Here is a 24666-nt window from a genome sequence, read left to right as displayed (position 1 = left end):
CAATATGTTGAATGCCAGGTAAAGCAACAGAAGCACTAGAGGTCCACGTGCCACCACGGTAATCTCAGCTAGAGGATTCTTCTTCATTATAACCGAACGTAGAGCTCAACCGCGCGCTGTAAACCAGATTCGCAACCATTCACGCTCTTAGCTCTCAATGGTTTCTGGCTCACGGACGGTATCGCGTCGGATGAAGCGCCTTGTTAGCCCGATTTATTGCTGTTTGGGTATCCAGAATTGCCACCATTTTCGGTTCTTAATTCTCTCCTCCATCAATAACTCATCACGGCGAGTATCCTCTTCTAACTCGCGAAGATAATCTACGTATTCTTGGAAAGATCCATAATGAACGTTCTTACCGAGATCCTCTGTGTGAAATTCATCTTCGTGGTCCGCAAAATATATTCTGCCATCAAATGGATCAGTTGTAATGAAGTATTCGTTCCCGCACCCATCGAAACCAATAGCGAACCACGATTTATTCCACTCTCGACCGAAGAAACCATTTTCTCTCAATTCTCGATTCTCTTGCAGAAGAAGCTCATAATTAGAACAAAGTTCAAAGTCAGAACTATCTGACTTAGGAAACGGGTGCGATATTACGAGATCTCTATACTGAGACGGAAACGACACTTCTAACTTTGATTCTAGATTTCCCAGTTGATCGAGATTCATAATTATTGGCTAACGTAGAGCTCAACCGCGCCGTGTAAAACAGATTCGCAACCATTCACATTCTTAGCTCACAATGGATTCTGGCTCACGGACGGTATCGCGTCGGATGAAGCGTCTTGTTCGGTTAAATTATCCGGCGCTGATCAAAGCTTAGATTATGATGTTAAGCGCCAACAGTCCAAAACCTAAAATCAGATAGCCAGCAACGAGAATAATCGGCGCAACAATGAATCGACTTCGCAATGGGAGGAATGTAGCGCGAAAAATAAAGTAACAAGTCGAGATAATGGATAGAAGAGCTGCCGGAGTAGCGAATGATCGATTAGAGTATCTCGAAGGATCCAAATGCGAATCCACATACATCATTCGGGCACTTACAGCCAGTATCAGCAATACGGAGAAAATGTATATAACATCTATAACGATAATCGTACGCGATGACATGTCGATAGCAGGTCTTTATTATATTACCGAACGTAGAGGTCTGCCGCCGCGTGTAGAACAGCCACAGGCCATGTGAATATCTTAACTGTAAAACGGACTCGGACTAAGGACGGTTAACGGTCGTCAGCACCGCCTTGTTAGACCAAATTATTTCTTTTTAACTGCTTTCTCTTTAAGGCTTAAAGCCACCTGGTCAAGCTTGTAAATGTATCGCTTTTTACCCTCCTTAGGCATAAACGCAATCTGCATATTTTTCAATTCTGTTGGGGATACGCTTACTGTAAAATTAGCTTTGCCCTCTCTTAGTGATAAAGGTCTCAACCAGCAGAGCAGAGATGGAAATCTCACGTCCCCTGACATCAGCACGACACCTCTATTCAAATCTGGGTGCTTCAATGAAGCTTCATAAATCTTGGAATCAACAATAAAGAAAAACGTTTGACTCTTACCGGTAACGCCTCGATGTGAAGCAACGAATGTAGATACCCATGTGATCGCCTTATGGCTATTTTTATCTCCAAGTTCTACCACTACATCATCCCACTTGTGAACATCGGCAAAATCATAAACCATCTCCTCATCGTCTGGACCGGTACTGCCACCACCAAAAGGGTCCTCAGCTTGAGAGAGCGTTGGAATAGCCAATAGTAGTAGTAGTAGGATGTATTTCATATTATTGTCTAACGTAGAGCTCAACCGCGCACTGTAAACCAGATTCGCCGCCATTAACGGTTTTAGCTCACAATGGTTTTCTGGCTCACGGACGGTATCGCGTCGGATGAAGCGCCTTGTTAGACCGATTTCTTTGCCCGCCGCGCATGTAGCATCGGCAGCGTAATCAAGCTACCTGTCAGAAAGCAAAAGACGATATCCGGGATAAATGTGGGATGCTTATCGGGGTGTAAATCATTGCTTATCGCCGAAACCAACAGTGTAACGCCGACGATAAGATTAAACGGCCCCAGCAAGAATATCACCGATTCGTATGAGTTCGGCTTACGAGCGGCCAAAAGGGATGCAACGCCAATACAGCCCATAACGATTGATGCCATCCGCAACCAGTAATCCATCAGTGGTCGATATTCCACGTGTCCGGCCCCCATCGTATACATGTAGTCAGCAGCACCGTCCCATGTAGTGAAGGTGAATGCTAAAGCCAGGCCCCACCCTACCGCGCTGATAATCAGACCTAACCGAAGGATGTTCAACGAGCATTTCGATGTTGGAATCATGTTACCGTGTTCTCGCAATTCTTATTCTTGTCTAACGTAGAGGTCTGCCGCCGGTGGGTCAACGGTCGAAAATCTTAGATGGTTTTAACTGTAAAATGGCTTTCGACTACAAACGGTTAACGGTCGTCAGCACCGCCTTGTTCGCTTAGATTCTAATCTTAGCGTCATACCAGTCTTTGGGCACGTCAAGCCACTGATCTTCTGAATGGGTTATGAACTCGGCCAAATTCTGATTAGTTGCCACAAAATGTGAAGAAACCTCAGCGGCCTCCATATCCCAAATCATAGCCATCGGAAGCCAACCTGTTCTGCCATCAGTTCGATCGACTACAATAAAATCACCATTACAACCTGACGCCACAATGACGAAGCCTGCCTCTAAAATCTTATGGTCGTCCGAATTCTCGTTGATGAAACGAGCGACTCCAAAAAGTGGACCATGATTAAGGGCTAGATCAACACGAGGAATCGTATCCAATAAATATTCTATCTCGGCTGGTGAAAACTTCTTGGAATGCAACCATGCAGAAAAGGCAGGGCTGTCAGTCCACGGCTCATTAGGTTCTTCGCCATCTGGTCCCCAATCAACCTGTGGCCCTAATTTCGCGATTACATCGGAAAAGGTCTTTCCCCCAAAATCAAAGCATTCAACGTTATCAGGCATGTCTTTATTATTAGCGAACGTAGAGCTCAACCGCGCCGTGTAAAACAGATTCGCATCCATTCACGTTCTTAGCTCACAATGGTTTCTGGCTCGCGGACGTTATCGCGTCGGATGAAGCGCCTTGTTCGGCCTCTTTCTTGTCTTTGGCAACCCAGCCTCCAGCACACCAATCATCGTAACAAAACGTCTCCGGTGCATCACACAGATCTTTGTATCGAGAACGAAAAACATGAAATCTGTGCCTTGGTATTCGTTCAGTGCAACTTATCAATCGACCCACGCGATCCCTAGACTCTGATACATAGTTTGTCCTCACAGCATCACCTGCGATTAAATAGATCAGGCTCATAAAATAGTCCCACTTCGGACAATCGTTATCAGCTGCTAGCTCTACGAATAGCTCGTCATACGGCAAGTGCGAGATGATGAGATCCCAATCTTGCTCCGGCTCCATAGCCTTAGGATCATACGCCCACTCACGTATGTCATCGGCATAGGGATTACAGGTGTCTCTCATCTTTCTTATTATTGCCGAACGTAGAGCTCAACCGCGCGCTGTAAACCAGATTCGCAGCCATTATCGCCCTTCGCTCAAAATGGTGTCTGGCTCCCGGGCGGTATCGCGTCGGATGCAGCGCCTTGTTGGGCTAGTTTTGTTCTTAAGGTGGCTACCAGAAGGGCGTATCCTTCTGCCCCTCTAAAGGTAGTTCGAGGTAATCTAAATACATCTCAAAAAACAACGATAAGCTATCCGCAACTGGCTCAACGCAGCTGCCATCAGAAATCTCCGCCTCGCTTGGATCGTAAGAATATTCGTGCATCCAACGACCAACTCTCCCGCATCTGCTGAGGAGCATTAAGTCTCCACAGCACACATAGTAAATTGGTATAGACCCCGCCCATACTCCACACCCCTGTAAACCTTTTTCCGTGACAGGATTAGTGGATAACCAAAGCGAGTTCCCTCCAAGAGTTACGCCTTCTGAAAGATTAGAAAAATGCGCCTTCAGTTCTGGCAAATCGAGCGAATCAAACTCTTGAATAACGTTCATCTCAGATACTGTTACCTCTACGGGCGCTCGAACAGCTATGGACTGCTGGTCTAAATTCTGAGAATCAAGCCGTAACCACATGTCGTCTGCATCGAATAGAATGGATTTAGGCGTCTTCTTAAGCAAATTACCGGCGACCTTCGTTGCTGACTTACCTTGTAAACCCATCCACTCTTGGGCGAGAATCTCGCTAACACCTTGTGAATCCTGCGCATCAAACTGCTGAAACCAAGCTGAAACAATGTGCTGATGCCTATCTCCGATATCAGCTACGGAAAACGGTAAATTATATTCGTATATCTTCGAAGGCGAACCTGATGAGCCTTCATGGATAATCGGATTTGTCATATTTTATGGTGATTTTTTATTGCCCAACGTAGAGCTCAACCGCGCGCTGGAAACCAGATTCGCAACCATTCACGTTCTTAGCTCTCAATGGTTTCTGGCTACGTACGGTATCGCGTCGGATGCAGCGCCTTGTTAGGTCTGATTCTTGAATAGTCTGTGAGCAGCTTGTCGAATACGTTGATGGACACGCTTGTTCTTCTTACATGTCTGATACCATTCACGGATGTCATCATCTAGTGGAAAACCCTGAAGGAGCCATTTAATTGCACATGTAGCCCAGTGGCCAGATGGAGAAATCATCGCGGTATGAATAATATCCTTAAGCTGAGCTTCCGGTGGCAAACGATGCTCGATATGCATGATCTCTTGGAGGTCGTATTCTAGGAGTGGTAACGCCGGAATCCTTAAGTCTGCATTCTTCATTTTCTCCCTCACGTCCAAGCGGCCAATTAACTCCAATGTATCGTTAATCGGTGTTTTCATGTCTTGTTACTATTATTACCTAACGTAGAGCTCAACCGCGCCGTGTAAAACAGTTATGCTACCATTCACGATCTTAGCTCACAATGGTTTCTGGCTCACGGACGGTATCGCGTCGGATGAAGCGTCTTGTTCGGTTAATTTTTTTTCATAATCGAAGGCTAGAACTTAGGATTGCCAATGGTCACTACAACCACGAGCAGCGAAAATATGAACAAGAGCACAATGTTTAACACGTTCTTATAGTGTAAAAATAAATCTCTCACGCCAAGATACAGCGGGGTCCACATCAGGGCAACGGCTAGAGCAGCAAAAGAAGCATTCTCTGGGCTATTACCTCTACCTGGATAGTCACGGCAAAAATAATATGCAATTATCACCGGCATGATGATCAGTGCCATAGTCATTAGAATGTTGTATAGTTCTATTGACTCTTTTTTAAGCTTCGACGTGTTCACTGGATCTTATTATTACCGAACGTAGAGCTCAACCGCGCGCTGTAAAACGGATTCGCAATCATTCATGTTCTTAGCTCACAATGGTTTCTGGCTCCCGGGCGGTATCGCGTCGGATGAAGCGCCTTGTTCGGCCAAATTCTTCTTTCTGAACCTGATGAAAGTGGAACATAAAATCCACGATATAGACGTTAATATAGCTGTCAGTAACATCCAATACATTATCCATAATGTCACACCAATTAGAATATACATTACGGTATTCTCAGGATGCTGGGACAGTCGATATGCTGGCTTAGCATAAAATAGATAATGCACCCCAAGAACGGCAAAAAGCAACGTCACTAGTAGCATTGAAATGGCTGAAAAATATGACGCTAAATCAGGCAGACTACAACTTGCAGGCGATCGGAGCTTCCGTAAGATCGAAACCTTCATCACCTTGGTTTGTGGTGAATCTGTGCTCGATTTCTCGATTGATGTTTTCATTCTTATTCTTGCCGAACGTAGAGCTCAACCGCGCCGTGTAAACCAGATTTGCAACCATTCACGTCCTTAGCTCTCAGCAGTTTCTGGCTACGAACGGTATCGCGTCGGATGAAGCGTCTTGTTAGCCTCATTTTTTTGTTCCTTCGTGAATAGCCCAAATAACCTCACCGAAAATCTTCAACTTAGGTGTGTCTCCGTAATAATCGGCTAGTGTACGTGCAGCATAGAAATCTACATTGAGGGTTTTCGAGGGGCTTACAACCTTTAAGTAATCATGGCTAGCGTCTATCACCATCATGTTACGACTATACTTAGCCGAAGCCTTGACTTCTGCATCTAAAGTATCTGTGGTGACTTCCCAATACCGTTCGTGATCGAATGTATTTATCAAAGATTGATATAACCCTTGGTTCCGTCCATCCCATGTTTCAGTAGACTTGCCGGAATACTCAACTCGGAATGAATCATCTCTGTATATCCATATATCGGCATCAATGCCCCACCCCCCATCGACGTGACAGTGTATATATTCATCCTGAATGGGATGCTCTGTGGAAATATCAGGAGAGTCGTTGCGGCAACCTAAGACAGCTAATGCCACCACAAACATCGACGCTGTGAATATTTTCATTATTGGCTAACGTAGAGGTCAACCGCGCGCTGTAAACCAGATTCGCAGTCATTCACGGTCTTAGCTCACAATGGTTTCTGACTCACGGACGGTATCGCGTCGGATGAAGCGCCTTGTTAGCCCAAATTCTTGTCATTTTGTGCCTCTGATACTTGAAGCCGTAATACGCAAATGGGCCGCATAATCTTCTTCTTCATATTCATGGTCTAATCCCAAGCAAATTGAAAAACCGCTAAACCTCTTCAACAAATCCTGAAGCTTAGTCAGCAAATCAATAGATAATACTTTAATCGACAAGTAAGCTGTAACCTCCCGCACAGGATAAAGATCATCGCTAACACAAGCACCTATTCCTTCATTCAGGTCATCGAATTCATCCTTCAACCCGAAATACTCAAACAACAGTTGCTGAAGTTTATCTATCAAGAGTATTTGATCCTTCAACATCTCAGCCCAATCCGAATCGGACTCTTCATATACCCTTACACGCTCTGTAAGAGCATCAAACTCTTGAGGGGAAATCCAAGTGACTGTCTGTTGTATTCATATTTGACGTGGATTGCAGAGTCTTATTATTGGCTAACGTAGAGGTCTGCCGCCGCGTGTAGAACAGACGCAGGCCAAGTGAATTTCTTGACTGTAAAACGGACTCGGACTAAGGACGGTTAACGGTCGTCAGCACCGCCTTGTTCGACGGCATTCTTGATTAGACAACCTAAGCACTCAAGGAATAATCAACCTTCGAAAACTGCACTTCACCGTGAACGTCTGCCGCATGTTGGTGATCTTCTGGAGGCACCCACAGGAACGAGGACTGCCGGAAGATGGTCAGCATCATGCTAAACCTAACAGCGTCCAATCTGCTTGCTCTACAAAGGTCTTACCATTCGATGACCTACCGCTGTTGATGTTGCCCTGCATGATGATCGCGTCGATACACGAACGATGGATCAAGCTACTTGTGATCTTCTTCGAAACCTTCAATCATGATGCATCGAGAACGCCCCAACCCAAAATTCTTATTCTTGGCGAACGTAGAGCTCAACCGCCGGTGGGACAAGGTAGAAGGCTGTGAGTGGCTGATTCCGCGAAACGGCTTCTGGCTTCGAAACGGTTAACGGTCGGATGAAGCGTCTTGTTCGACCAAATTCTTCTTACCTGCAATGAGGTAAATTAACGTCCCCAAAAATGTCAAAAGCAATGAACTCATCCACAGGTAAAATGCTAAACCATAACCGTCGATACTCGTCTTCTGACCAGAGCCATCACGTGGTATCTCAACCATCAGTAATGTAGACAGGCCAAGAATAACTCCTGATCCAGAGAGAAGAACGGCCAATGAGTATCTCCGCTTAAATAAGAATATATATGAAGCGAAAAGTAACGGATTAGCGAACCATGGGTAGTTGCCCCATCCAAAAAGCAGCGCAATTAAACCGAGAATATAAGTTGGGTCTCCTTCAGATGGCTCAAAAACAGGAAAAAACAACGACGCAACGTAAATCAAGCCACAACTGATGAGTAGGAGGGTCTTCATTATTGTCGAACGTAGAGCTCAACCGCGCACTGTAAAACAGATTCGCAGCCATTCACGATCTCAGCTCTCTATGGTTTCTGGCTCACGAACGGTATCGCGTCGGATGAAGCGCCTTGTTAGGTCTATTATGTAACTAGCAAAGCAATTGTAATTCCTACGCCCATTAGCCCACTAAATATGACAGACGCCCCTCTCAATTCTTCATCAGTGCGTCTAATCCAAGATACACCCAAAGCCATTACGACGGCAACTGGCATGTAGAACATCCCGATAAAAGTCGCCCGAAAGTAGGGTTCCCCAGTTCCACTATCGAAAATGATTGCCCATAAAATTAGTGGCGCAACTGAACTAATGATCAGAAACGCCGGTGTCAAAAATACGGGCAATATATGTCCGATGTTGATGCACGCGTTTTTCATTCTTACCTAACGTAGAGCTCAACCGCCGGTGTGACAAGGTCGAAGGCTGTGTGTGGCTGATTCCGTGAAATGGTTTCTGGCTGAGGACGGTTAACGGTCGGATGAAGCGCCTTGTTAGACCGATTTTTTTGCCCGTCGCGCATGTAACATCGGCAGTGTGATCAAGCTACCTGTGAGAAAGCAAAAGACGATGTCTGGAATAAATGTGGGATGCTTATCAGGGTGTAAATCATTGCTAATCGCTGACACCAAAAGTGTAATGCCGACGATAAGGTTGAACGGCCCCAGCAAGAGTATCACCGATTCGTATGAGTTCGGCTTACGAGCGGCCAAAAGGGATGCAACGCCAATACAGCCCATAACGATTGATGCCATCCGCAACCAGTAATCCATCAGTGGTCGATATTCCACGTGTCCGGCCCCCATCGTATACATGTATTCAGCAGCTCCATCCCATGTGGTGAAGGTGAACGCTAAAGCCAGGCCCCACCCTATCGCGCTGATAATCAGACCTAACCGAAGGATGTTCAACGAGCATTTCGATGTTGGAATCATGTTGGCGTGTTCTCGCAATTCTTATTCTTGTCTAACGTAGAGGTCTGCCGCCGGCTGTAGACCAGATTTAGACCATGTGAATTTCTTAACTGTAAAACGGACTCGGGCTAAGGACGGTTAACGGTCGTCAGCACCGCCTTGTTAGACCAAATTATTCGGGAGTAATCGATCTATGTTCTATCCTATCTGGATACCACTGACCGTTAACATACCAAGTAGGATCCGCAATGATCTTTGACCAGGTAGCACCCGGAAAGGTGATCAATCTGAGATGGTCGCAGTCCCAAGCACCATACTCCTTGAGCTCGGTGAGCCAAACCAACACACCATCAGGATCATAACCTTCAGTGGTCTTTAGCAGGCTGCATCCTTCAAACTCGGCTGCACTCAATGGGTCGCCCTCATCATCATATTCTTCGGATTCGACTTGAAACCGCTCAATCTTCAATTCACTGAGCGAAAAAAGTTCAGCCTTCCTCACCTCTCCTTCTTCCATCGAAATTACGAGTGATGGGGTGTTGCTGAGATATGAGATTAGGTCGCTGGGGATATTATTCATTCTTGTCTAACGTAGAGGTCTGCCGCCGGTGGGTCAACAGTCGAAAATCTAGAATGGTCTTAACTGTAAAATGGCTACGGACTACGAACGGTTAACGGTCGTCAGCACCGCCTTGTTCGGTTTATTTTTATATCTGATTGCCAATAATGTAACGAGAAGAATTACTGATAACACAGCAGCCGCAATATAGCACGTCACTTGTATAGTCTGTGTTACCATCATTCGCAAACTGTGTGACGGATACCATGACTCTGGATAGATTACGCTGCCACTCTTATAGACGATGAAACCGGAAAATGCTGCAGATAACTCGGTCAATATGATCACCGCAATAACTCCAATAAGAATGCACTTAACGCTTAATTTCGGTAATGAACCGCCCCTAGCGAATACTGCGCAAGAAAACCCAAGAAGTAGGCCTGGCGAAAAAGATGCCCCAAATGCATAGACCGCAGCAAGTGTAGCAGGATGCTCAATCCCCAATAAAGGATCATGGTAAATTGTGAAATGCTCGGGAGCAATTCGGACAATATATTGATCGTGCAATACCGCGTAAACGGCAACTAGTAGCCAAACTTTAAAGAGTATCGAGTAAGTAACAGATCTCTTCTCATTGAGCAATTGATGCTGGATGACCGGGATCTTCATATTCTTACCGAACGTAGAGCTCAACCGCGCACTGTAAAACAGATTCGCCACAATTCACGATCTTAGCTCAAAATGGTTTCTGGCTCACGGACGGTATCGCGTCGGATGAAGCGCCTTGTTCGGTTTATTTTTCTTCAGTGTGGCGATGCTAGGCAGCTAGAAGCCGCTTGATTGTAATTGAACATGCCAAGCTAGAAAACCATGGAAATCCCCATGAAAAAAGTAAGCACATAAAACCAAATGGCATTAACTGGACAACTAACGAAAAATATCCAACATTAGAAATGTAAGGATCATCTATGTAAAATATAACGCCTAGAATACACAGACAAAGCATGCTCAAAATTGGCGCTAGTATAGTCCATAGAACCCCTGATAGCTGCGGGCGTCTCTTGAATGCTGGGATCGCTGGAAGCCAAATCATCAGGTGCACAAGGATGACCCCAAGCAACGAATATAACCATTGCTCTACAGTTAGATCGTCCAGTGTCGTAAGCATGATACAGATTGCTCCAAGAACACTTATCATAGCGGGATACACGATTAACTTAGTTAGTGGCATCTTCATTATTATTACCGAACGTAGAGGTCTGCCGCCGGCTGTAAACCAGATTCAGACCGTGTGAATTTCTTAACTGTAAAACAGACTCGGGCTAAGGACGGTTAACGGTCGTCAGCACCGCCTTGTTCGGCCACATTCTTGGAAATACCTCTCCGGCACCAAATCGCCCACCATAAAATGTAACACCACACAACCAAACCAAGCACAGATAGCCAAACTGGAGCTATCCATGCGCTATGAAATAGTGGGAAAATGCCGCTACCAATGATCAGCAGCACCAAGAGTAGGATTGATGATATAAATAGGCACAGACCTCCAGTACCAGCCCAAAAACCCAGACTAGAGAACAGCCACTGCTTAGCATCATAAGACTTGGCTTTATGTCGCCAGTAAAGATGTGGCCAAACAGTCATACCGATAACTGCGACAAGCAGCCCGATTTGGATGCATTTCATTATTATTGCCGAACGTTTAGCTCAACCGACGCCTAAGCAACAGTTGAACATCTTAAATGGTCTTTCTCGCAAAACAGCCCCTCGCGTAGGAGCGGTTAGCGGTCGGATGCAGCGACTTGTTCGGTCTATTTCTTTAAAGCTTTTTTCCTCAAGTCTAAAAGAGAGGTGTGCTTCTTAGAAGATTTTCTCGGTTCTCGTATAGTAAGAGCCCATCGCTTCGGTTTTTGACCGATTTGATTGAAGATGAATTGGTAATATACTCCTTCAGATTTAAGTTTAGATGCATTCCTCCCTCTACGCACGAGATCCAAAAAATGGTCAACTTGACCAGCCTCTTCCACTGATAAAGTTAAATCATTAAACACCTCCGTCGTCTCTCCAGCCATGCAACTAATGTATACTCGCTTATGGGTAAACACATAAGTATACGTAACAGCTTTGGGAACTTTATGACTTACGTGAATAACTATAGACTCCCCCTTTTTAAGATCTTCGATTTTAAGAGGAAATCCGTATAGGGTGCTACTCGTTAGCACTATTGCAATTGATACTAGGATTTTTGCATTCATATTTATTTTTACCGAACGTAGAGAACAACCGCCGCGTGTAAAACAGCCGCCAATCATTCATGGCTTTAACTCAAAAACGGACTCGGACTCAGGACGGTTAACGGTCGGATGCTTCGCCTTGTTCGGTCTATTTTTTGATTCCAGCGGCTACTCCCAAAACCTCAAATTCAGCTATTAATTCTTCCGGTGTATATTCATCACCCAAGCACTCGATTGGAGATTCAAACTCGCAAATCACATTTACGAGTTGCGAATACTCCTCCACCAAACGCACCCAATCCTTCTCAGTGTTCTTATCTCTCCAGCGAGCTAGGGACTCTTCACTTAATTCAACAGCGTTGAGACCACAGCAATCGATAAGGCAATGAACCTCTGATTCCTCAAGTAGTGTGTAAGTCAACTCACCAATACTAGCTGAACGGGGCGAAACTGCAGAAACCTGTCCATCGAGATGCTTTGCCCTAAAACAAGGAACGCATCGCTGCATGTAGCGTTCATACGTAACTGGCATTATATCTGCGCCACAATCTATGCACTTCTTCTTCGTCATTCTATTATTACCGAACGTAGAGCTCAACCGCCGGTGTGACAAGGTCGAAGGCCGTGAGTGGCTGATTCCGTGAAAGGGTTTCTGGCTGAGGACGGTTAACGGTCGGATGAAGCGCCTTGTTCGGCCACATTCTTCCTCAGGAAATTAGCCACAGCCCACACACCAATCCATAGAAAATTGCAGGGACAAGGAGCAAATAGACCCACCACATTGATGGAGCACCTTGCTTCTCCTCTGGTGAGTAACCTGCTGGTAGTGCAAATATCGATATCACTCCAGCAGCAACACCCATTATCATTCCAACATCTCGAACTCCAGATCTAGCATAAGTCCACGAACTAGGAATAATTAGCCAAACCAGATACAGCATGACTACGGTAATCACCGACCACACTGCTATCTTAGTTCTATTCTGCATTCTTTTTATTGCCGAACGTAAAGAACAACCGCCGCGTGTAAAACAGCCGCAAATCATTCGTGGATTTAGCTCTAAAAGTTCTCGGACTGCGAACGGTTAACGGTCGGATGCTTCGACTTGTTCGCTTATATTATTCTGGAGGACCCGGAATGACCTTAGGTGTTGGAGGTAGAGGTTGTCCTAATAGAAGCGCTTCGAATCGCTCATGCATCTGTTCGAAATAATGAACAGGGTAATCGACCTCAAAACTACCCAATCCAAGAAGCCCAAGCTCACGAGACCCAACGACGTCACCGCACGCCTTGAGGCGTACCATCAGGCGATTCGACGTAGCCAAAACCACTTCAATTCGTTCTTGAGTAGTGCAGAACTTGTCGAGCTGAGGTGAAATGACGCCGTTCCACAGGCCTGAAGCTTGGAAGAGCCATTCGTTACGCAGCTCATGGATCCACGTCTTCGGCTTATACTGATCATCAGGGAGATTCAAGGCTAGCAGACGAAGCCAAAGCTCGAGTAACGTGTCGCGCGAGCGGAAACTGAGATTTTGAAACGTGACGTAGGAATTCCCCATATTATTAGCGAACGTAGAGCTCAACCGCGCCGTGTAAAACAGTTTCGCACCATTCACGATATTAGCTCTACAACTTCCTCGGACAACGAACGGTATCGCGTCGGATGAAGCGCCTTGTTCGACCAATTTTTAAGGGTCACCTGTAAGATATTCCTGACCGTATTCACAGGTCGCCTTGTCTTCATTGATACGCCATCGCATGAGAACACTCCCATCTTCATTAATCTCGAATGACTCATGCGAATCTAACGCGACCCAAGAAATATCTAATCTATTAGACCAACGAATCGTCGTCTGTTGAGGATCATCATTAATATACAATCTCAGGGTTCCATCGAGTGCATGAGCGTCTTGTGCCTGAAATCTCAAACCACGAACTTGAACTTCACCTGACGGAGAAACCGATTCTACCTTAAATCGCTTTGGCACGAATAAGACGAAATAGATTACAGCTCCCATCACACAAATGAGCGCGGCTATTGAAATTTTCTTCATTATTGTCGAACGTAGAGCTCAACCGCGCACTGTAAAACAGATTCGCAGCCATTTACGATCTTAGCTCACAATGGTTTCTGGCTCACGGACGGTATCGCGTCGGATGAAGCGCCTTGTTAGACCCATTTTTTACCAGTGCAAAGTAGGATTATCAGGATCGTAATTCTTAAAGTTCGTCCCCTTCAGAACGCGCACTGAAATGATGGAAAGTAAGATGAACATCAATAGTCCTCCAACTATGAAAGCTAACATGATCCAGAAATATGCATTTATTTGGCGATCATCGCTCGGTATGCTGAGCCATTTGCTCATCCCCCAAGTTCCCACGGCTGGAAAAACTAGGAAGAACATTCCTAGCAGGCCGATCATACATCCGCCAGGAGTGCCGCGTGTGACTGACGATGATTCCATTCTTATTCTTGTCTAACGTAGAGCTCAACCGCGCCGTGTAAAACAGATTCACACCATTAACGTTTTTAGCTCTGCAAAGTCATCGGACAACGAACGGTATCGCGTCGGATGAAGCACCTTGTTCTCTCTTTATTTGTTTGCGAGGAACTTGCTCTCAAAATCGATGAAGCTTGGGCAGTCCTTAACTCGATGTGCTCCCCTGTGATCTGTGACTAGGCTAAAAACCGTTGTGCCGTCAGCCTGCTCTGACCGGTAGGCAAATCTCAAGTGCGCGTAGGTATGTCGGTTCTCGTTGAAAAGTAGAACGTGATATATTCGACCGCTGGAAAGTGTTCTGACGTGGTTAGGGGATCGGTGTGACTGTCTAGCATGTGATAGTAAAGTGCCGATTGCATATTGGTCAGGTGTGTCCAGTATGAGGTCTGCCTCCGCCCTCATGCCGTTGGGGTCCCACCAAGCTTTCAGGTCTGATGAATGCAAAACCCACATGTGTGTAAATTCTTTTGTGCGCTTGCCCTCAAATGCGTTGATACACGATTCGTAGTCGATCTTGAAGGAGTCAAATTTATGACGCGGCGCTTTCCCCGGATTGGACAACAGCGCAAAAGCGATTATTGCTATGATAAGAAAGGCTATGCCGCCAAGGATTGCGAGCCACAGGTTTTTCGTTGATCCGTGCATGCAATTTTTTAGAGAACGTAGAGCTCAACCGCCGGTGTGACAAGATCCTAGGCCGTAAGTGGCTGATTCCGTGAAACGTCTTCTGGCTGAGGACGGTTAACGGTCGGATGAAGCGCCTTGTTCGGCCACATTCTTGCGAAAGTCAGAGATCCACTTCACTGGTCAATTCTCGTGTAATCCATAGCTCATCCTTGAAGACAACCAAGCTCCCCAAATGCCGTGAGTCACCTGAGATTCCAGAATCAAAAACGGCCACTAGAACCGACTCATCTGGCAAACTCTGCAACAGCAGGTTCCGAAAGTAGGTGATCAGTTCATGATTCAGCTTCGATATGGATATATTAATGTGAAAAGCATCCACAGAACTAGAAATCTGAAGAACCTCCCAATCCTCGCCATCAGTGTCACCCCCGAATCTCTTGGTAAGACTTGCGATAAAGAAATCTTCGTAGTCTGCAAAAGGATCGTGCTCATCATCCCCGGTCGATCGATCTAGCATTGCTGCCCAAAGCTGATCAATCGTCTCAAACTGACGAATGCGATTATTCATATTATTATTGCCGAACGTAGAGCTCAACCGCGCCGTGTAAAACAGTTATGCAACCATTCACGATCTTAGCTCACAATGGTTTCTGGCTCACGGACGGTATCGCGTCGGATGAAGCGCCTTGTTCGGCCACTTTTTTAGGATCAATCTAGGATCTCATATGGTGCGATCAAATGATGTACTACCTTATAAATCTTTGAACTTAACAATACCGTGGAATCCTCCTTCATGGAAAAATACACAAGATTGTCTCCTGATGCTGAATATACCCCTAATGTGTGGCAAAGAGTATTTGTCTTCACGTCACGGGTAATTCCATTCGCGACTTCGGAGGAATCACTCCATAAATCATCAGTTAAACATTCTGCAGGGGAAATCTCAGGAAGCCGGAATACCTCTGCAAATAATGCATCAGTTTCTTCAGATGACAATTCAATCTCGTAACCACGGGTAGGGTTACGACGCCATGGATAACCTTGAATAGGATAAGTAAGCGTAGCCCCTCCATTCCCAGATCTATCAAGTCCAAATTGGCATCTGGCTAACATCCTAGCTTCTTCTCCGGGGCGGAAATAGTGTAAGTGCTCACTCATGCATTCTTATTATTGCCGAACGTAGAGCTCAACCGCCGGTGGGTGAAGCTCGAAAATCTAAAATGGTCTTAGCTCTAAAAAGTCCCTCGACTCCGAACGGTTAACGGTCGGATGCAGCGTCTTGTTCGGCCACATTATCGTCTTAAGATGTTCTCAAATCGTGTTCGCTGAGACTTGGTTAAATCACACTTCTTTACCAATCGAATGAACTTAGTTCTCATATACTGGGACCTAAAGAAATAAGGTCTAACTTCTAGAAAGGCGATTGCTGCCTCTATGGCATCAGAATCACCATTCGATATTCTCCGAAGTCCATTCTCATATCCACCAGGAAACGCCAACGAATCATATTGTGAGTGGAAGTCATCACAAGCTCGTTCGTGATCTGGGCTATGTGGCTTCACATAAAAAGCCTTGTGAAAACGATCGTGCAACTCACGAATCCGCTGAGCGTTATGTTTGATCAGCTCATGCATTAATATTATTGCCGAACGTAGAGCTCAACCGCGCCGTGTAAACCCGTTTCGCAACCATTCACATTCTTACCTCTCAACAGTTTCTGGCTACGGACGGTATCGCGTCGGATGAAGCGTCTTGTTCGGTCTATTTTTGTTCCGAGTGATGTTGTATGATCCATGCTGCTTGACGCCTCACAAACTCACGACTATCGCCAGATAATTGACGTGCCAGGGCAAGTGTGGATGTGCGATCCAAATCAATAGCAAGATGCAGCATATCCCTAAACTGATGCGAAAAATTACCGCTCTTAAACCGATCAAATATCGAAGTGATGAGTCGATCGGAGTCCACCTCACTCAACGCTATATGCTTGAGGCGCCGACACATCATAGCTCGTGCTCGGCCATGCCAAATCCCCTCAGAATCAGACTCAATAAAGCGAATACAATCTTCTATCGCGTCTGCATCCTTGCCAATCAGCCTATCACAGAGACCGTGTAATGCCTGTTTATCGAGCTGCATTGTATTATATTACCGAACGTAGAGCTCAACCGCGCCGTGTAAAACAGATTCGCAGCCATTCACGATTTTAGCTCACAATGGTTTCTGGCTTACGGACGGTATCGCGTCGGATGCAGCGCCTTGTTAGCCGGATTTTTTTTCGTGAAGAATGACCACGCCGTATCTTTTGGTCTTACTGTCAAAAAATGTGGTGAAATATCGGGTATTGTCACGTGCACCAATCTTAATGATGATGGATTCGTTATTCTTAAGTACATACGTGCTAACTCCTGTACCGCACCAATGCCCTTGTCCGGCAACCCACTTATTACCGTCGAAGTGTGAAGCGTTTAACCAAGGATTTAGAGCTGAGTATCCTGAATAACTTAAGTCTATGCCTGTATCATTCGTTATCTTAATCTGAACAGCCTTGTCATCTTCAGATACAACTTTAACGTTTGGCAGCTTGTCTAACTTTTTGATTTCTCGCTTCGTCGGCGCTGGCTTACTTGTTGGGTCTGCAGACGAAACACCTGAGAGCGTTAATCCCACTATTAATGTTATTATTGTTTTCATTTTATTTTATTGGCTAACGTAGAGCTCAACCGCGCCGTGTAAAACAGATTCGCAACCATTCACGTTCTTAGCTCACAATGGTTTCTGGCTCACGGACGGTATCGCGTCGGATGCAGCGCCTTGTTAGCCTTCTTATTTTCTTCGCTCTGCACGCTCAATCATCTTATCAATCATGCGTAACTCTGCCTCTTGGCGTTCTGGATACTCTGCATAGCTTGCATCATCTTCAATGTAGGCTCTCCACCATTTAGCATCATCAATGTGGTTAGCTTCCCATGAAATACAAAAGCATGAGAAACCTACGCAAAAATAACCAAAGAGAGCTACTAGAAACCTCTGCCTCCACTTGGTGCCACCATAACTAGATGTAATCCAAATACCGACAATAGCTAGAGTGGTTGCGAACACCGATAGCCAGAAAAATAATTCAGCCAAGCTAAAGGGATATCCATCCACTTTATCGTAGTAAGCCAACGCCATTGCAGGTGACGAAAATACCGGCAATCCGAACCAAAACTTAACGAGGAAGTGAACCCACGTTAAACCCCAAAGGCATCCAGAAAAAATGAGGCATTGGGAAACGGCTAATCCAGTCCTAAATTCGTCATCATATGATTGAGGTAACCCTGCTCTCATCTTTATTATTGGCTAACGTAGAGAACAACCGCCGCGTGTAAAACAGCCGCAAATCATTCGTGGTTTTAACTCAAAAACGGACTCAGACTAAGGACGGTTAACGGTCGGATGCTTCGTCTTGTTCGGCCGATTATTTTCTAGCACTGTCGACCATCTCGAAGAGGTTTTGTTCGTCAAAAATCTCCGGGAGAGGCTCCCATTCACCACGCTTCGGGTTATAAAAAAAGGTTGCTGGAACGGCACTATACCCAAAGGCTGCTAAGTCTTGCCGAGCTATTTCATTCCCCCCGTTCATGTCAGCAATTAGGCAGAGAACCCCCCTATCCTTCATAAATGTGTTAACTTGGTGTGAAAATAACCTCCGCCAATGTAATTTGGATGTCATTGTCCAAGTCGCGCCAAAGGATATAATTATAGGGCGCCTGGGCTGCATCGCTATGTAATCTGACAAGCTATATTCCATCTTATACCATGGATCTGGTAGTTCCTGTCCATCAGAGGTGAATTGACCACGGGATACAGATGTATCTTGATCTATGGGTTCTGTGCGCTTGTTACATCCGAAAGCGATAATACACAGTAATATGGTGATAAGCGCGTTCTTCATATTATTTTTGCCGAACGTAGAGCTCAACCGTGCGCTGTAAACCAGATTCCCAACCAATCACGATCTTAGCTCTCTATGGTTTCTGGCTACGGCCGGTATCGCGTCGGATGAAGCGTCTTGTTAGACCCATTATTTATTCATATCTGATAACTTCACTTCAATATCTGACGAGTCGCCAGCAGAACTTATCCACTCTACCTCTACATTGTCTAGCAATCGCCCTTCTGCGTAAAGTTTATCAACCTGTGACCTCCATTCAGCTGCGTTTGATTCTGTGGCTCTAGCCTTAAACCCATACCAATCAGCTCCAAATAACTTCTTGTGGTATGCGTAGGTTACTTCTATTTCAGGCATGGGTGGCAATCCGTAATTAATGACAGCATCCTCAATAATCTGCCTCTTATAATATTGTTTCGTCAGGGTGACGAATAGGAACGAAATTACGCAACCTAATATAACACCGATGATGAAGGGATGTTTTTTCATTCTTGTCTAACGTAGAGCTCAACCGCCGGTGTGACAAGGTCGAAGGCTGTGAGAGGCTGATTCCGTGAAATGGTTTCTGGCTGAGGACGGTTAACGGTCGGATGAAGCGCCTTGTTAGCCCTGTTTTTTTGGCAGAATACGCACGGTGCTCAAATTCAATCTATGCATCTGGTCCACGGCAAAAATATCTAATTCAGCACCCTTAATGAGCTTAGAGCTTATGATGAAATAGTAAGTCAATTCCGTATCATTTGCTTTTGATCGCTCTGGCCTTATAGACCAAGAGCAGATCAAATTATGATTTGCATCCCATGCTGCCAGAGTAATGCCCAAGTTAATGAATTTCTTCTGCGCTATAATTTTACCTTCTATAGTATCTGGATTCAATCCTTCACGTAAAATAATCCGAATATTTGGGTTAGTTGTTTTGCCAGTTGAACTAAGCTTCTTTCCTTTAATTACAGACTGTGGACCTGTGATGGCACAGCTGTTTACTATGAGCATCATTAGGATCGTTAATGCTGTTATTTGTGTTTTCATATTATTATTGGCTAACGTATAGCTCAACCGCGCGCTGTAAACCAGATTGCAACCATTCACGTTCTTAGCTCAAAATGGTTTTTGGCTCCCGGGCGGTATCGCGTCGGATGAAGCGCCTTGTTAGCCCCATATTATCGCTTGCGCCACGAGAAATCAGGCAATCCTCTCTTCGACTTCTCAACCTGAAACTCCTCCTCATCAAACGGGCCGACTGCGTAATTATCGCCTTTGGTGACGATGTAGAACTCGATGCAGTCGTCTTTATGATTCTCTCTCTCCACAACAATAACCAAATCATTACTGCCAGCCGCGACCACTTCAGAATCCACTATACCCAATAGCCCTGGATCGTGGTCTAAGCCTAATGCAGTAGCCGAGTAGTCAACATCGGTAGCATAGACCTTGTAGTCTCCATCCTCCCATGGAATGTACGCCGATCTCCCACAACCTAATAGAATGGCCACAAAAGACAATAACACTGCGATACGGAGTTTCTTCATTATAATTGGCTAACGTAGAGCTCAACCGCGCACTGTAAAACAGATTCGCTACCATTCGCGTTCTTAGCTCACAATGGTTTCTGGCTCACGGACGGTATCGCGTCGGATGAAGCGCCTTGTTAGCCGTATTTATTCTTTGGTTTATTCGTTCTCAAAGGAGCAAATAAAGACTAATGATTTATGCTCTGGTGAAGACTTCAAGTTCTCATCTATTGCCATTTGGATTGTTGTCAACATTACCGCGATAGATGTAGAAAATTGCATTAGTTCATCTGAAGTCTCAATCCCTTCTGACTCATTATCGAATCTCAGTTGTTCCAGAATTGTGGCCCTTAGTGGTGATAATTTTGTTAGTCTTACCAATTCCACAAGGCGACTATTATGTGGATCATCCTTGTAGCTTATAAAATCATCTTTATGGGCGAAATCATTTCGAATCCTCCTAATTACTTGAAGACAACTCTCAACATTCTTATCTATAAGACCCATCCTACTAGCTAGTGTTATCCTTGAACTGAAGCTCCCTAAAGGGCGATCTGGGTCGAATAGATTATCTTGCTTTGTCTTCGGGGCGATCAGTTGTAATTTTATTAAATCACATAATAAATTATCAACTTTTGATACGCCAATAATCATCGCAGCCCTCTCTCCCTCTTGGTGCAACCTACCAGAGAAAACTAGAAGCTTTAAATATTTGAGGATTTCTCCTGCCTTTAATTGTTGTTGTTCTGTGAGTGTCATATTATTGGCTAACGTAGAGATCAACCGCGCCGTGTAAAACAGTTTCGCACCATTCACGATTTTAGCTCTGCAGCTTCATCTCACAACGAACGGTATCGCGTCGGATGCATCGTCTTGTTAGGTTTGTTTTTCTTTCTTTGGGCGAGGCACAGAACAGTTCCAACATGCGTCAAAATTCGAATCAACCTCATTCTTACAAGTGAAACATATCCAAGTCGAACCAGATTCAGGTGCCGGACTATTATAGCTCTCGATTATCCTCTCCGCCTGCTCAAACTTCGCTTCATCAATAATCCATAATTCAGGATAACAGTCGGATGCAGCAATGACCCCTGCTGTCGCGGCAAGGTCATAATTCTTAACAAGCGTGCCAATGCCTTCCGATTCTAATATGGATTGCAACAACCCAACACGAGCAAAGTCAATGCTCTCAAATATCTTTCTCATGGGTCTCTTGATTCTTATTCTTACCTAACGTAGAGCTCAACCGCGCCGTGTAAAACAGTTTCGCACCATTCACGATTTTAGCTCTGCAACTTCATCTCACAACGAACGGTATCGCGTCGGATGCATCGTCTTGTTAGATTCAAGAGGATCAATACGACATTCACCGTCGAATGGTGTGCGGTTGACCAAAGGCTCGAACGTTCTTCTGAATCTCTCCGACGATCTGTCAGAAATCATACGAGTGAGATAACGTCGGCCAGCATGACGGATGTAGGAAGGAGAGACGAAGGAACGCTTCCGGAATCCGTGATGCGTTACCCTGACGCTTCTCCCTGCTCTCTCCTCGAGAATCTTTCCATCTGGTAGCGGGTGCCGCATGATGATGAGTGTGCGAATCATGATGCAGAAACCGAACAGCTGCCCATCGGCGTGCCCACGAACGCGGAGACTCAGAATTCTTATTCTTATCTAACGTAGAGCTCAACCGCCGGTGTGACAAGGTCGAAGGCTGTGAGTGGTTGATTCCGTGAAATGGTTTCTGGCTGAGGACGGTTAACGGTCGGATGAAGCGCCTTGTTCGGTCTTATTATTATGAGTAACGGTCAATACTTCATCGGCACCATCCACAGAAGTCAATATATTCCGAAGGAATAGTTCGCTGGCTTTATCCCCATCAACATAATCGACGCGTATAATCTTGGCCCTGCCTGGTGATTCAGCCCTCTCTAATTCAATTGTAAATATGCAATTCTCCTTCCTGAATTCATAGCCGCTAAGGCCAGCACTCCAGCATATCCACCCATTTGCACGAGTATAAGAAAACATTTGCTCCTCAAAATAGTCTAACGATATTGTTTTCTGAGGTTGGCTTTTAGAGCACCCTACAAAAAGCATCATCACTAATGCTATTAGTGTATATTTTGTTGTCTTCATTCTTATTCTTACCGAACGTATAGTTCGGCAGCCGGTGGGTCAACAGTCGAAAACCAATGACGGACTTAACTGTAAAACGCTTGCAGACTACGAACGGTTAACGGTCGGCCGCAACGACTTGTTGGATTCGATTTGCCCTGTGCCCTCAACTGAATATCTAACGGATCACCCACCGAGTGAAAAGGATGGCGCACAATGCCCTCAATCTTGCTGAGGTGAAATCTCCACCTACAAGTTCACGGGTGACCGGAACTCCGCCACGAGTAAAACCTCTGTATCTGTGGGTTGCAGCGCAAGACGTGTGCCATTCGTGTAAAACATCGCCCAGCAGAGCAGCGGAAGGGACATGTCTCTGGAGTCTACGGAAGAGTCTTGTCCCTGTAGCTGCGGCGCGAAATCCAAGACGGCAACCATCACCCTGTGGCATCCAATTCTTCTTGTCTCTATCGTGTAAAACGTCCGACCAGGATCAGTATGTGATCACATGATGGCCATCATTCGACTAAACCCAGCGGAAAACGTAAGCCAATGGACGGCATGTGATCACATTCTGATCCTTCATTAAACTGCCCATCGCCATTCAACTCAAATCAGGATTCTTATTATTATTCTTATCCAACGTAGAGCTCAACCGCGCCGTGTAAAACAGATTCGCAACCATTCACGCTCTTAGCTCTTAATGGTTTCTGGCTGCGGACGGTATCGCGTCGGATGAAGCGCCTTGTTCGACCAAATTCTAGCGTTTGGTGTCTACTCGTTCAAAGACGATATACCCATTCGTCACGCCAACAACTCGCCAACCTTGTGTAGCGCGTAAGTTCATGAAAAAGGTCATATGTACTCGTAACAACTCAGCTGCACCTTGACCCATACCTGCCACTGGATCGGCTTTTCGCTCCCCCTTAGGAGCAATCGGCTTCTCGCGCTTGATATACTCATCCCACCAATACGCCACTTCATCTCGATGCTCGTTACAATAAGATTGTATCTGTTTAATTGTAACGGTCTCATATCTCTGAGGATCTGTGACCCACTTCATATTATCCTTCTTGGGGTCCCCTTGTGCAAACAAAGGTAGGATTACTAGTGTTAATGCTATTATGTATGTTTTCATATTATTATTGTCGAACGTAGAGCTCAACCGCGCCGTGTAAAACAGTTTCGCAGCCATTCACGATCTTAGCTCAAAATGATTTCTGGCTCACGGACGGTATCGCGTCGGATGAAGCGCCTTGTTAGACCCATTATTCGAAGTGACGGCGGCGTCTGATCCACTTACACAGTGGAATCAAAAGAAATATCCCAATCGGCATCACTGTCATCACGGAAGCAATAATCCCTGCATAATATGTGCTGCGCGTATACTTGCGGACAATAAGGGAAAAACCGGCAAATATAGAAATTAGACCAGTGATCAAAAACGACGGCATAAGGAATCGATTAGCAGTCCAATACCAGTCTCCTTCTGGAATATTATGCTGAACTTCCTTAGTTGGAAAGTAACCATCTCTGATCGCTAACGTCGCAAGCACAACTTGGAAGAGTGCAGAAATAGCGAATAGAGTCACGAATCCAAATCTCGGAGGAGACGGCGATTCATCGATGGAGGTGGTTTCTTGCATTATACTTTTTGCCTAACGTAGAGCTCAACCGCCGCCGGGACAACTGCCGAATACCCTCAATGGTTTTTCGCTCTTAACAGTTTCTGGCTAAGGACGGTTAACGGTCGGATGAAGCGCCTTGTTCGGCCTAATTTTTTGATACTTCCAAGTTGCGCGTGAGAGCTAATAAAGCTTCTACTTCTGATGGATGGAACTGTGATGTCCAACCACCTTCCAATCTTTGCACTTTCAGATTACAGTCCCTCACGTCACCACCTACAAACGTGATCAACCAAATTCTACCGTCGGGTAATCTTCCTACTCGCGGCATAGGGTCACTGAAATCAAGTAACTTTGCACTAGCCCGGTCCTTTGCATGCCAATAGACATTATACTGTGATCCTGTCTCATGCTCATGCTGCACAAAGGAAATATACCCGTCATCATACGTACGAATAGCTCCAAGATTATGTGTGCTCTCTCCATCCCTGCTAGCCTGACCTAGAAAAAATCCCCCAATAAATAACACTGCAACGCACACTGTGGTCTTCCAATTCATCTTAGCTAGTAGATTCTTCATACTATTATTGCCGAACGTA

Annotated in this window: 33 protein-coding genes; 1 reads left to right on the top strand and 32 read right to left on the bottom strand. The window is 45.3% G+C overall.

From position 1 onward, the window contains the following. Positions 1–213: 213 nt before the first annotated feature. From ACSPJT_RS12050 to ACSPJT_RS12020, 7 genes are all read right to left on the bottom strand, one after another. On the bottom strand, positions 214–675 hold the full coding sequence (locus ACSPJT_RS12050) for an SMI1/KNR4 family protein (RefSeq protein WP_435892805.1): 462 nt from the start codon (positions 673–675) through the stop codon (positions 214–216). Positions 676–1266: 591 nt separating this feature from the next. Further along, positions 1267–1791: a hypothetical protein gene (locus ACSPJT_RS12045; protein WP_435892804.1), complete on the bottom strand. Its 525-nt coding sequence runs from the start codon at positions 1789–1791 to the stop codon at positions 1267–1269. Between the two features lie 119 nt (positions 1792–1910). Next, positions 1911–2351 carry a hypothetical protein gene (locus ACSPJT_RS12040; protein ID WP_435892803.1) on the bottom strand — a complete coding sequence of 147 codons (441 nt, stop codon included), beginning with the start codon at positions 2349–2351 and terminating at the stop codon, positions 1911–1913. 145 nt (positions 2352–2496) lie between these two features. Then, positions 2497–3015 (bottom strand): hypothetical protein, encoded by a 519-nt coding sequence (locus ACSPJT_RS12035; protein ID WP_435892802.1) that lies wholly within the window; start codon positions 3013–3015, stop codon positions 2497–2499. Positions 3016–3683: 668 nt separating this feature from the next. Beyond that, on the bottom strand, positions 3684–4415 hold the full coding sequence (locus tag ACSPJT_RS12030; RefSeq protein WP_435892801.1) for a hypothetical protein: 732 nt from the start codon (positions 4413–4415) through the stop codon (positions 3684–3686). A gap of 132 nt (positions 4416–4547) precedes the next feature. After that, positions 4548–4898: a hypothetical protein gene (locus ACSPJT_RS12025; RefSeq protein WP_435892800.1), complete on the bottom strand. Its 351-nt coding sequence runs from the start codon at positions 4896–4898 to the stop codon at positions 4548–4550. 158 nt (positions 4899–5056) lie between these two features. Next, positions 5057–5296, bottom strand: a complete 240-nt coding sequence (locus ACSPJT_RS12020) for a hypothetical protein (RefSeq protein ID WP_435892799.1) — start codon at positions 5294–5296, stop codon at positions 5057–5059. A 412-nt stretch (positions 5297–5708) separates the two neighbouring features. Here ACSPJT_RS12020 and ACSPJT_RS12015 point away from each other — a divergent pair, with 412 nt between their 5' ends. Further along, positions 5709–5909: a hypothetical protein gene (locus ACSPJT_RS12015; protein WP_435892798.1), complete on the top strand. Its 201-nt coding sequence runs from the start codon at positions 5709–5711 to the stop codon at positions 5907–5909. Positions 5910–5966: 57 nt separating this feature from the next. Here ACSPJT_RS12015 and ACSPJT_RS12010 read toward each other — a convergent pair whose 3' ends face one another. From ACSPJT_RS12010 to ACSPJT_RS11890, 25 genes are all read right to left on the bottom strand, one after another. Beyond that, on the bottom strand, positions 5967–6470 hold the full coding sequence (locus ACSPJT_RS12010; RefSeq protein ID WP_435892797.1) for a hypothetical protein: 504 nt from the start codon (positions 6468–6470) through the stop codon (positions 5967–5969). Between the two features lie 132 nt (positions 6471–6602). Then, positions 6603–6896, bottom strand: a complete 294-nt coding sequence (locus tag ACSPJT_RS12005; protein ID WP_435892796.1) for a hypothetical protein — start codon at positions 6894–6896, stop codon at positions 6603–6605. A gap of 688 nt (positions 6897–7584) precedes the next feature. After that, a complete protein-coding gene (locus ACSPJT_RS12000) occupies positions 7585–8007 on the bottom strand; it encodes a hypothetical protein (protein ID WP_435892795.1) in 423 nt (140 codons plus the stop codon). A gap of 533 nt (positions 8008–8540) precedes the next feature. Further along, positions 8541–8981 (bottom strand): hypothetical protein, encoded by a 441-nt coding sequence (locus tag ACSPJT_RS11995; protein WP_435892794.1) that lies wholly within the window; start codon positions 8979–8981, stop codon positions 8541–8543. Between the two features lie 151 nt (positions 8982–9132). After that, positions 9133–9540: a hypothetical protein gene (locus ACSPJT_RS11990; protein WP_435892793.1), complete on the bottom strand. Its 408-nt coding sequence runs from the start codon at positions 9538–9540 to the stop codon at positions 9133–9135. 81 nt (positions 9541–9621) lie between these two features. Beyond that, on the bottom strand, positions 9622–10188 hold the full coding sequence (locus tag ACSPJT_RS11985; RefSeq protein ID WP_435892792.1) for a hypothetical protein: 567 nt from the start codon (positions 10186–10188) through the stop codon (positions 9622–9624). Positions 10189–11330: 1142 nt separating this feature from the next. Beyond that, on the bottom strand, positions 11331–11774 hold the full coding sequence (locus ACSPJT_RS11980) for a hypothetical protein (protein ID WP_435892791.1): 444 nt from the start codon (positions 11772–11774) through the stop codon (positions 11331–11333). Positions 11775–11901: 127 nt separating this feature from the next. Next, on the bottom strand, positions 11902–12324 hold the full coding sequence (locus ACSPJT_RS11975) for a DUF6331 family protein (RefSeq protein WP_435892790.1): 423 nt from the start codon (positions 12322–12324) through the stop codon (positions 11902–11904). Positions 12325–12872: 548 nt separating this feature from the next. Then, on the bottom strand, positions 12873–13313 hold the full coding sequence (locus ACSPJT_RS11970; RefSeq protein ID WP_435892789.1) for a hypothetical protein: 441 nt from the start codon (positions 13311–13313) through the stop codon (positions 12873–12875). Positions 13314–13442: 129 nt separating this feature from the next. Further along, on the bottom strand, positions 13443–13808 hold the full coding sequence (locus ACSPJT_RS11965; protein WP_435892788.1) for a hypothetical protein: 366 nt from the start codon (positions 13806–13808) through the stop codon (positions 13443–13445). Positions 13809–13937: 129 nt separating this feature from the next. Next, the gene (locus tag ACSPJT_RS11960; RefSeq protein ID WP_435892787.1) at positions 13938–14219 is read right to left on the bottom strand and encodes a hypothetical protein; all 282 of its coding nucleotides are present in this window, start codon (positions 14217–14219) and stop codon (positions 13938–13940) included. Positions 14220–15042: 823 nt separating this feature from the next. Then, positions 15043–15450 carry a hypothetical protein gene (locus tag ACSPJT_RS11955; RefSeq protein WP_435892786.1) on the bottom strand — a complete coding sequence of 136 codons (408 nt, stop codon included), beginning with the start codon at positions 15448–15450 and terminating at the stop codon, positions 15043–15045. A gap of 140 nt (positions 15451–15590) precedes the next feature. Next, positions 15591–16040, bottom strand: coding sequence for a hypothetical protein (locus ACSPJT_RS11950; RefSeq protein WP_435892785.1), 450 nt, complete (start codon positions 16038–16040; stop codon positions 15591–15593). 1104 nt (positions 16041–17144) lie between these two features. Continuing rightward, positions 17145–17576, bottom strand: a complete 432-nt coding sequence (locus ACSPJT_RS11945; protein WP_435892784.1) for a hypothetical protein — start codon at positions 17574–17576, stop codon at positions 17145–17147. 132 nt (positions 17577–17708) lie between these two features. Then, complete coding sequence (locus ACSPJT_RS11940; protein ID WP_435892783.1) at positions 17709–18212, bottom strand: hypothetical protein; 504 nt, start codon at positions 18210–18212, stop codon at positions 17709–17711. Between the two features lie 736 nt (positions 18213–18948). Continuing rightward, positions 18949–19305: a hypothetical protein gene (locus ACSPJT_RS11935; RefSeq protein WP_435892782.1), complete on the bottom strand. Its 357-nt coding sequence runs from the start codon at positions 19303–19305 to the stop codon at positions 18949–18951. Positions 19306–19419: 114 nt separating this feature from the next. Continuing rightward, positions 19420–19845: a hypothetical protein gene (locus tag ACSPJT_RS11930; protein WP_435892781.1), complete on the bottom strand. Its 426-nt coding sequence runs from the start codon at positions 19843–19845 to the stop codon at positions 19420–19422. 131 nt (positions 19846–19976) lie between these two features. Continuing rightward, a complete protein-coding gene (locus tag ACSPJT_RS11925; RefSeq protein ID WP_435892780.1) occupies positions 19977–20345 on the bottom strand; it encodes a hypothetical protein in 369 nt (122 codons plus the stop codon). Between the two features lie 141 nt (positions 20346–20486). After that, positions 20487–21086 (bottom strand): hypothetical protein, encoded by a 600-nt coding sequence (locus ACSPJT_RS11920; RefSeq protein ID WP_435892779.1) that lies wholly within the window; start codon positions 21084–21086, stop codon positions 20487–20489. Positions 21087–21203: 117 nt separating this feature from the next. Continuing rightward, positions 21204–21533 (bottom strand): DUF2007 domain-containing protein, encoded by a 330-nt coding sequence (locus tag ACSPJT_RS11915; RefSeq protein WP_435892778.1) that lies wholly within the window; start codon positions 21531–21533, stop codon positions 21204–21206. Between the two features lie 96 nt (positions 21534–21629). Beyond that, a complete protein-coding gene (locus ACSPJT_RS11910; protein ID WP_435892777.1) occupies positions 21630–21932 on the bottom strand; it encodes a hypothetical protein in 303 nt (100 codons plus the stop codon). Positions 21933–22085: 153 nt separating this feature from the next. Then, the gene (locus tag ACSPJT_RS11905; protein ID WP_435892776.1) at positions 22086–22466 is read right to left on the bottom strand and encodes a hypothetical protein; all 381 of its coding nucleotides are present in this window, start codon (positions 22464–22466) and stop codon (positions 22086–22088) included. A 736-nt stretch (positions 22467–23202) separates the two neighbouring features. Then, the gene (locus tag ACSPJT_RS11900) at positions 23203–23580 is read right to left on the bottom strand and encodes a hypothetical protein (protein WP_435892775.1); all 378 of its coding nucleotides are present in this window, start codon (positions 23578–23580) and stop codon (positions 23203–23205) included. Positions 23581–23710: 130 nt separating this feature from the next. Continuing rightward, positions 23711–24088 (bottom strand): hypothetical protein, encoded by a 378-nt coding sequence (locus ACSPJT_RS11895; RefSeq protein WP_435892774.1) that lies wholly within the window; start codon positions 24086–24088, stop codon positions 23711–23713. 127 nt (positions 24089–24215) lie between these two features. Then, entirely contained in the window at positions 24216–24647 is a 432-nt protein-coding gene (locus ACSPJT_RS11890) for a hypothetical protein (protein WP_435892773.1), read from the bottom strand. Positions 24648–24666 lie beyond the last annotated feature (19 nt).

The sequence above is a fragment of the Oceaniferula spumae genome (genome assembly GCF_042849255.1).
GTDB classification, from domain to species: Bacteria; Verrucomicrobiota; Verrucomicrobiia; order Verrucomicrobiales; family Akkermansiaceae; genus Oceaniferula; species Oceaniferula spumae.
This window is presented reverse-complemented; position numbering and strand designations above follow the sequence as displayed.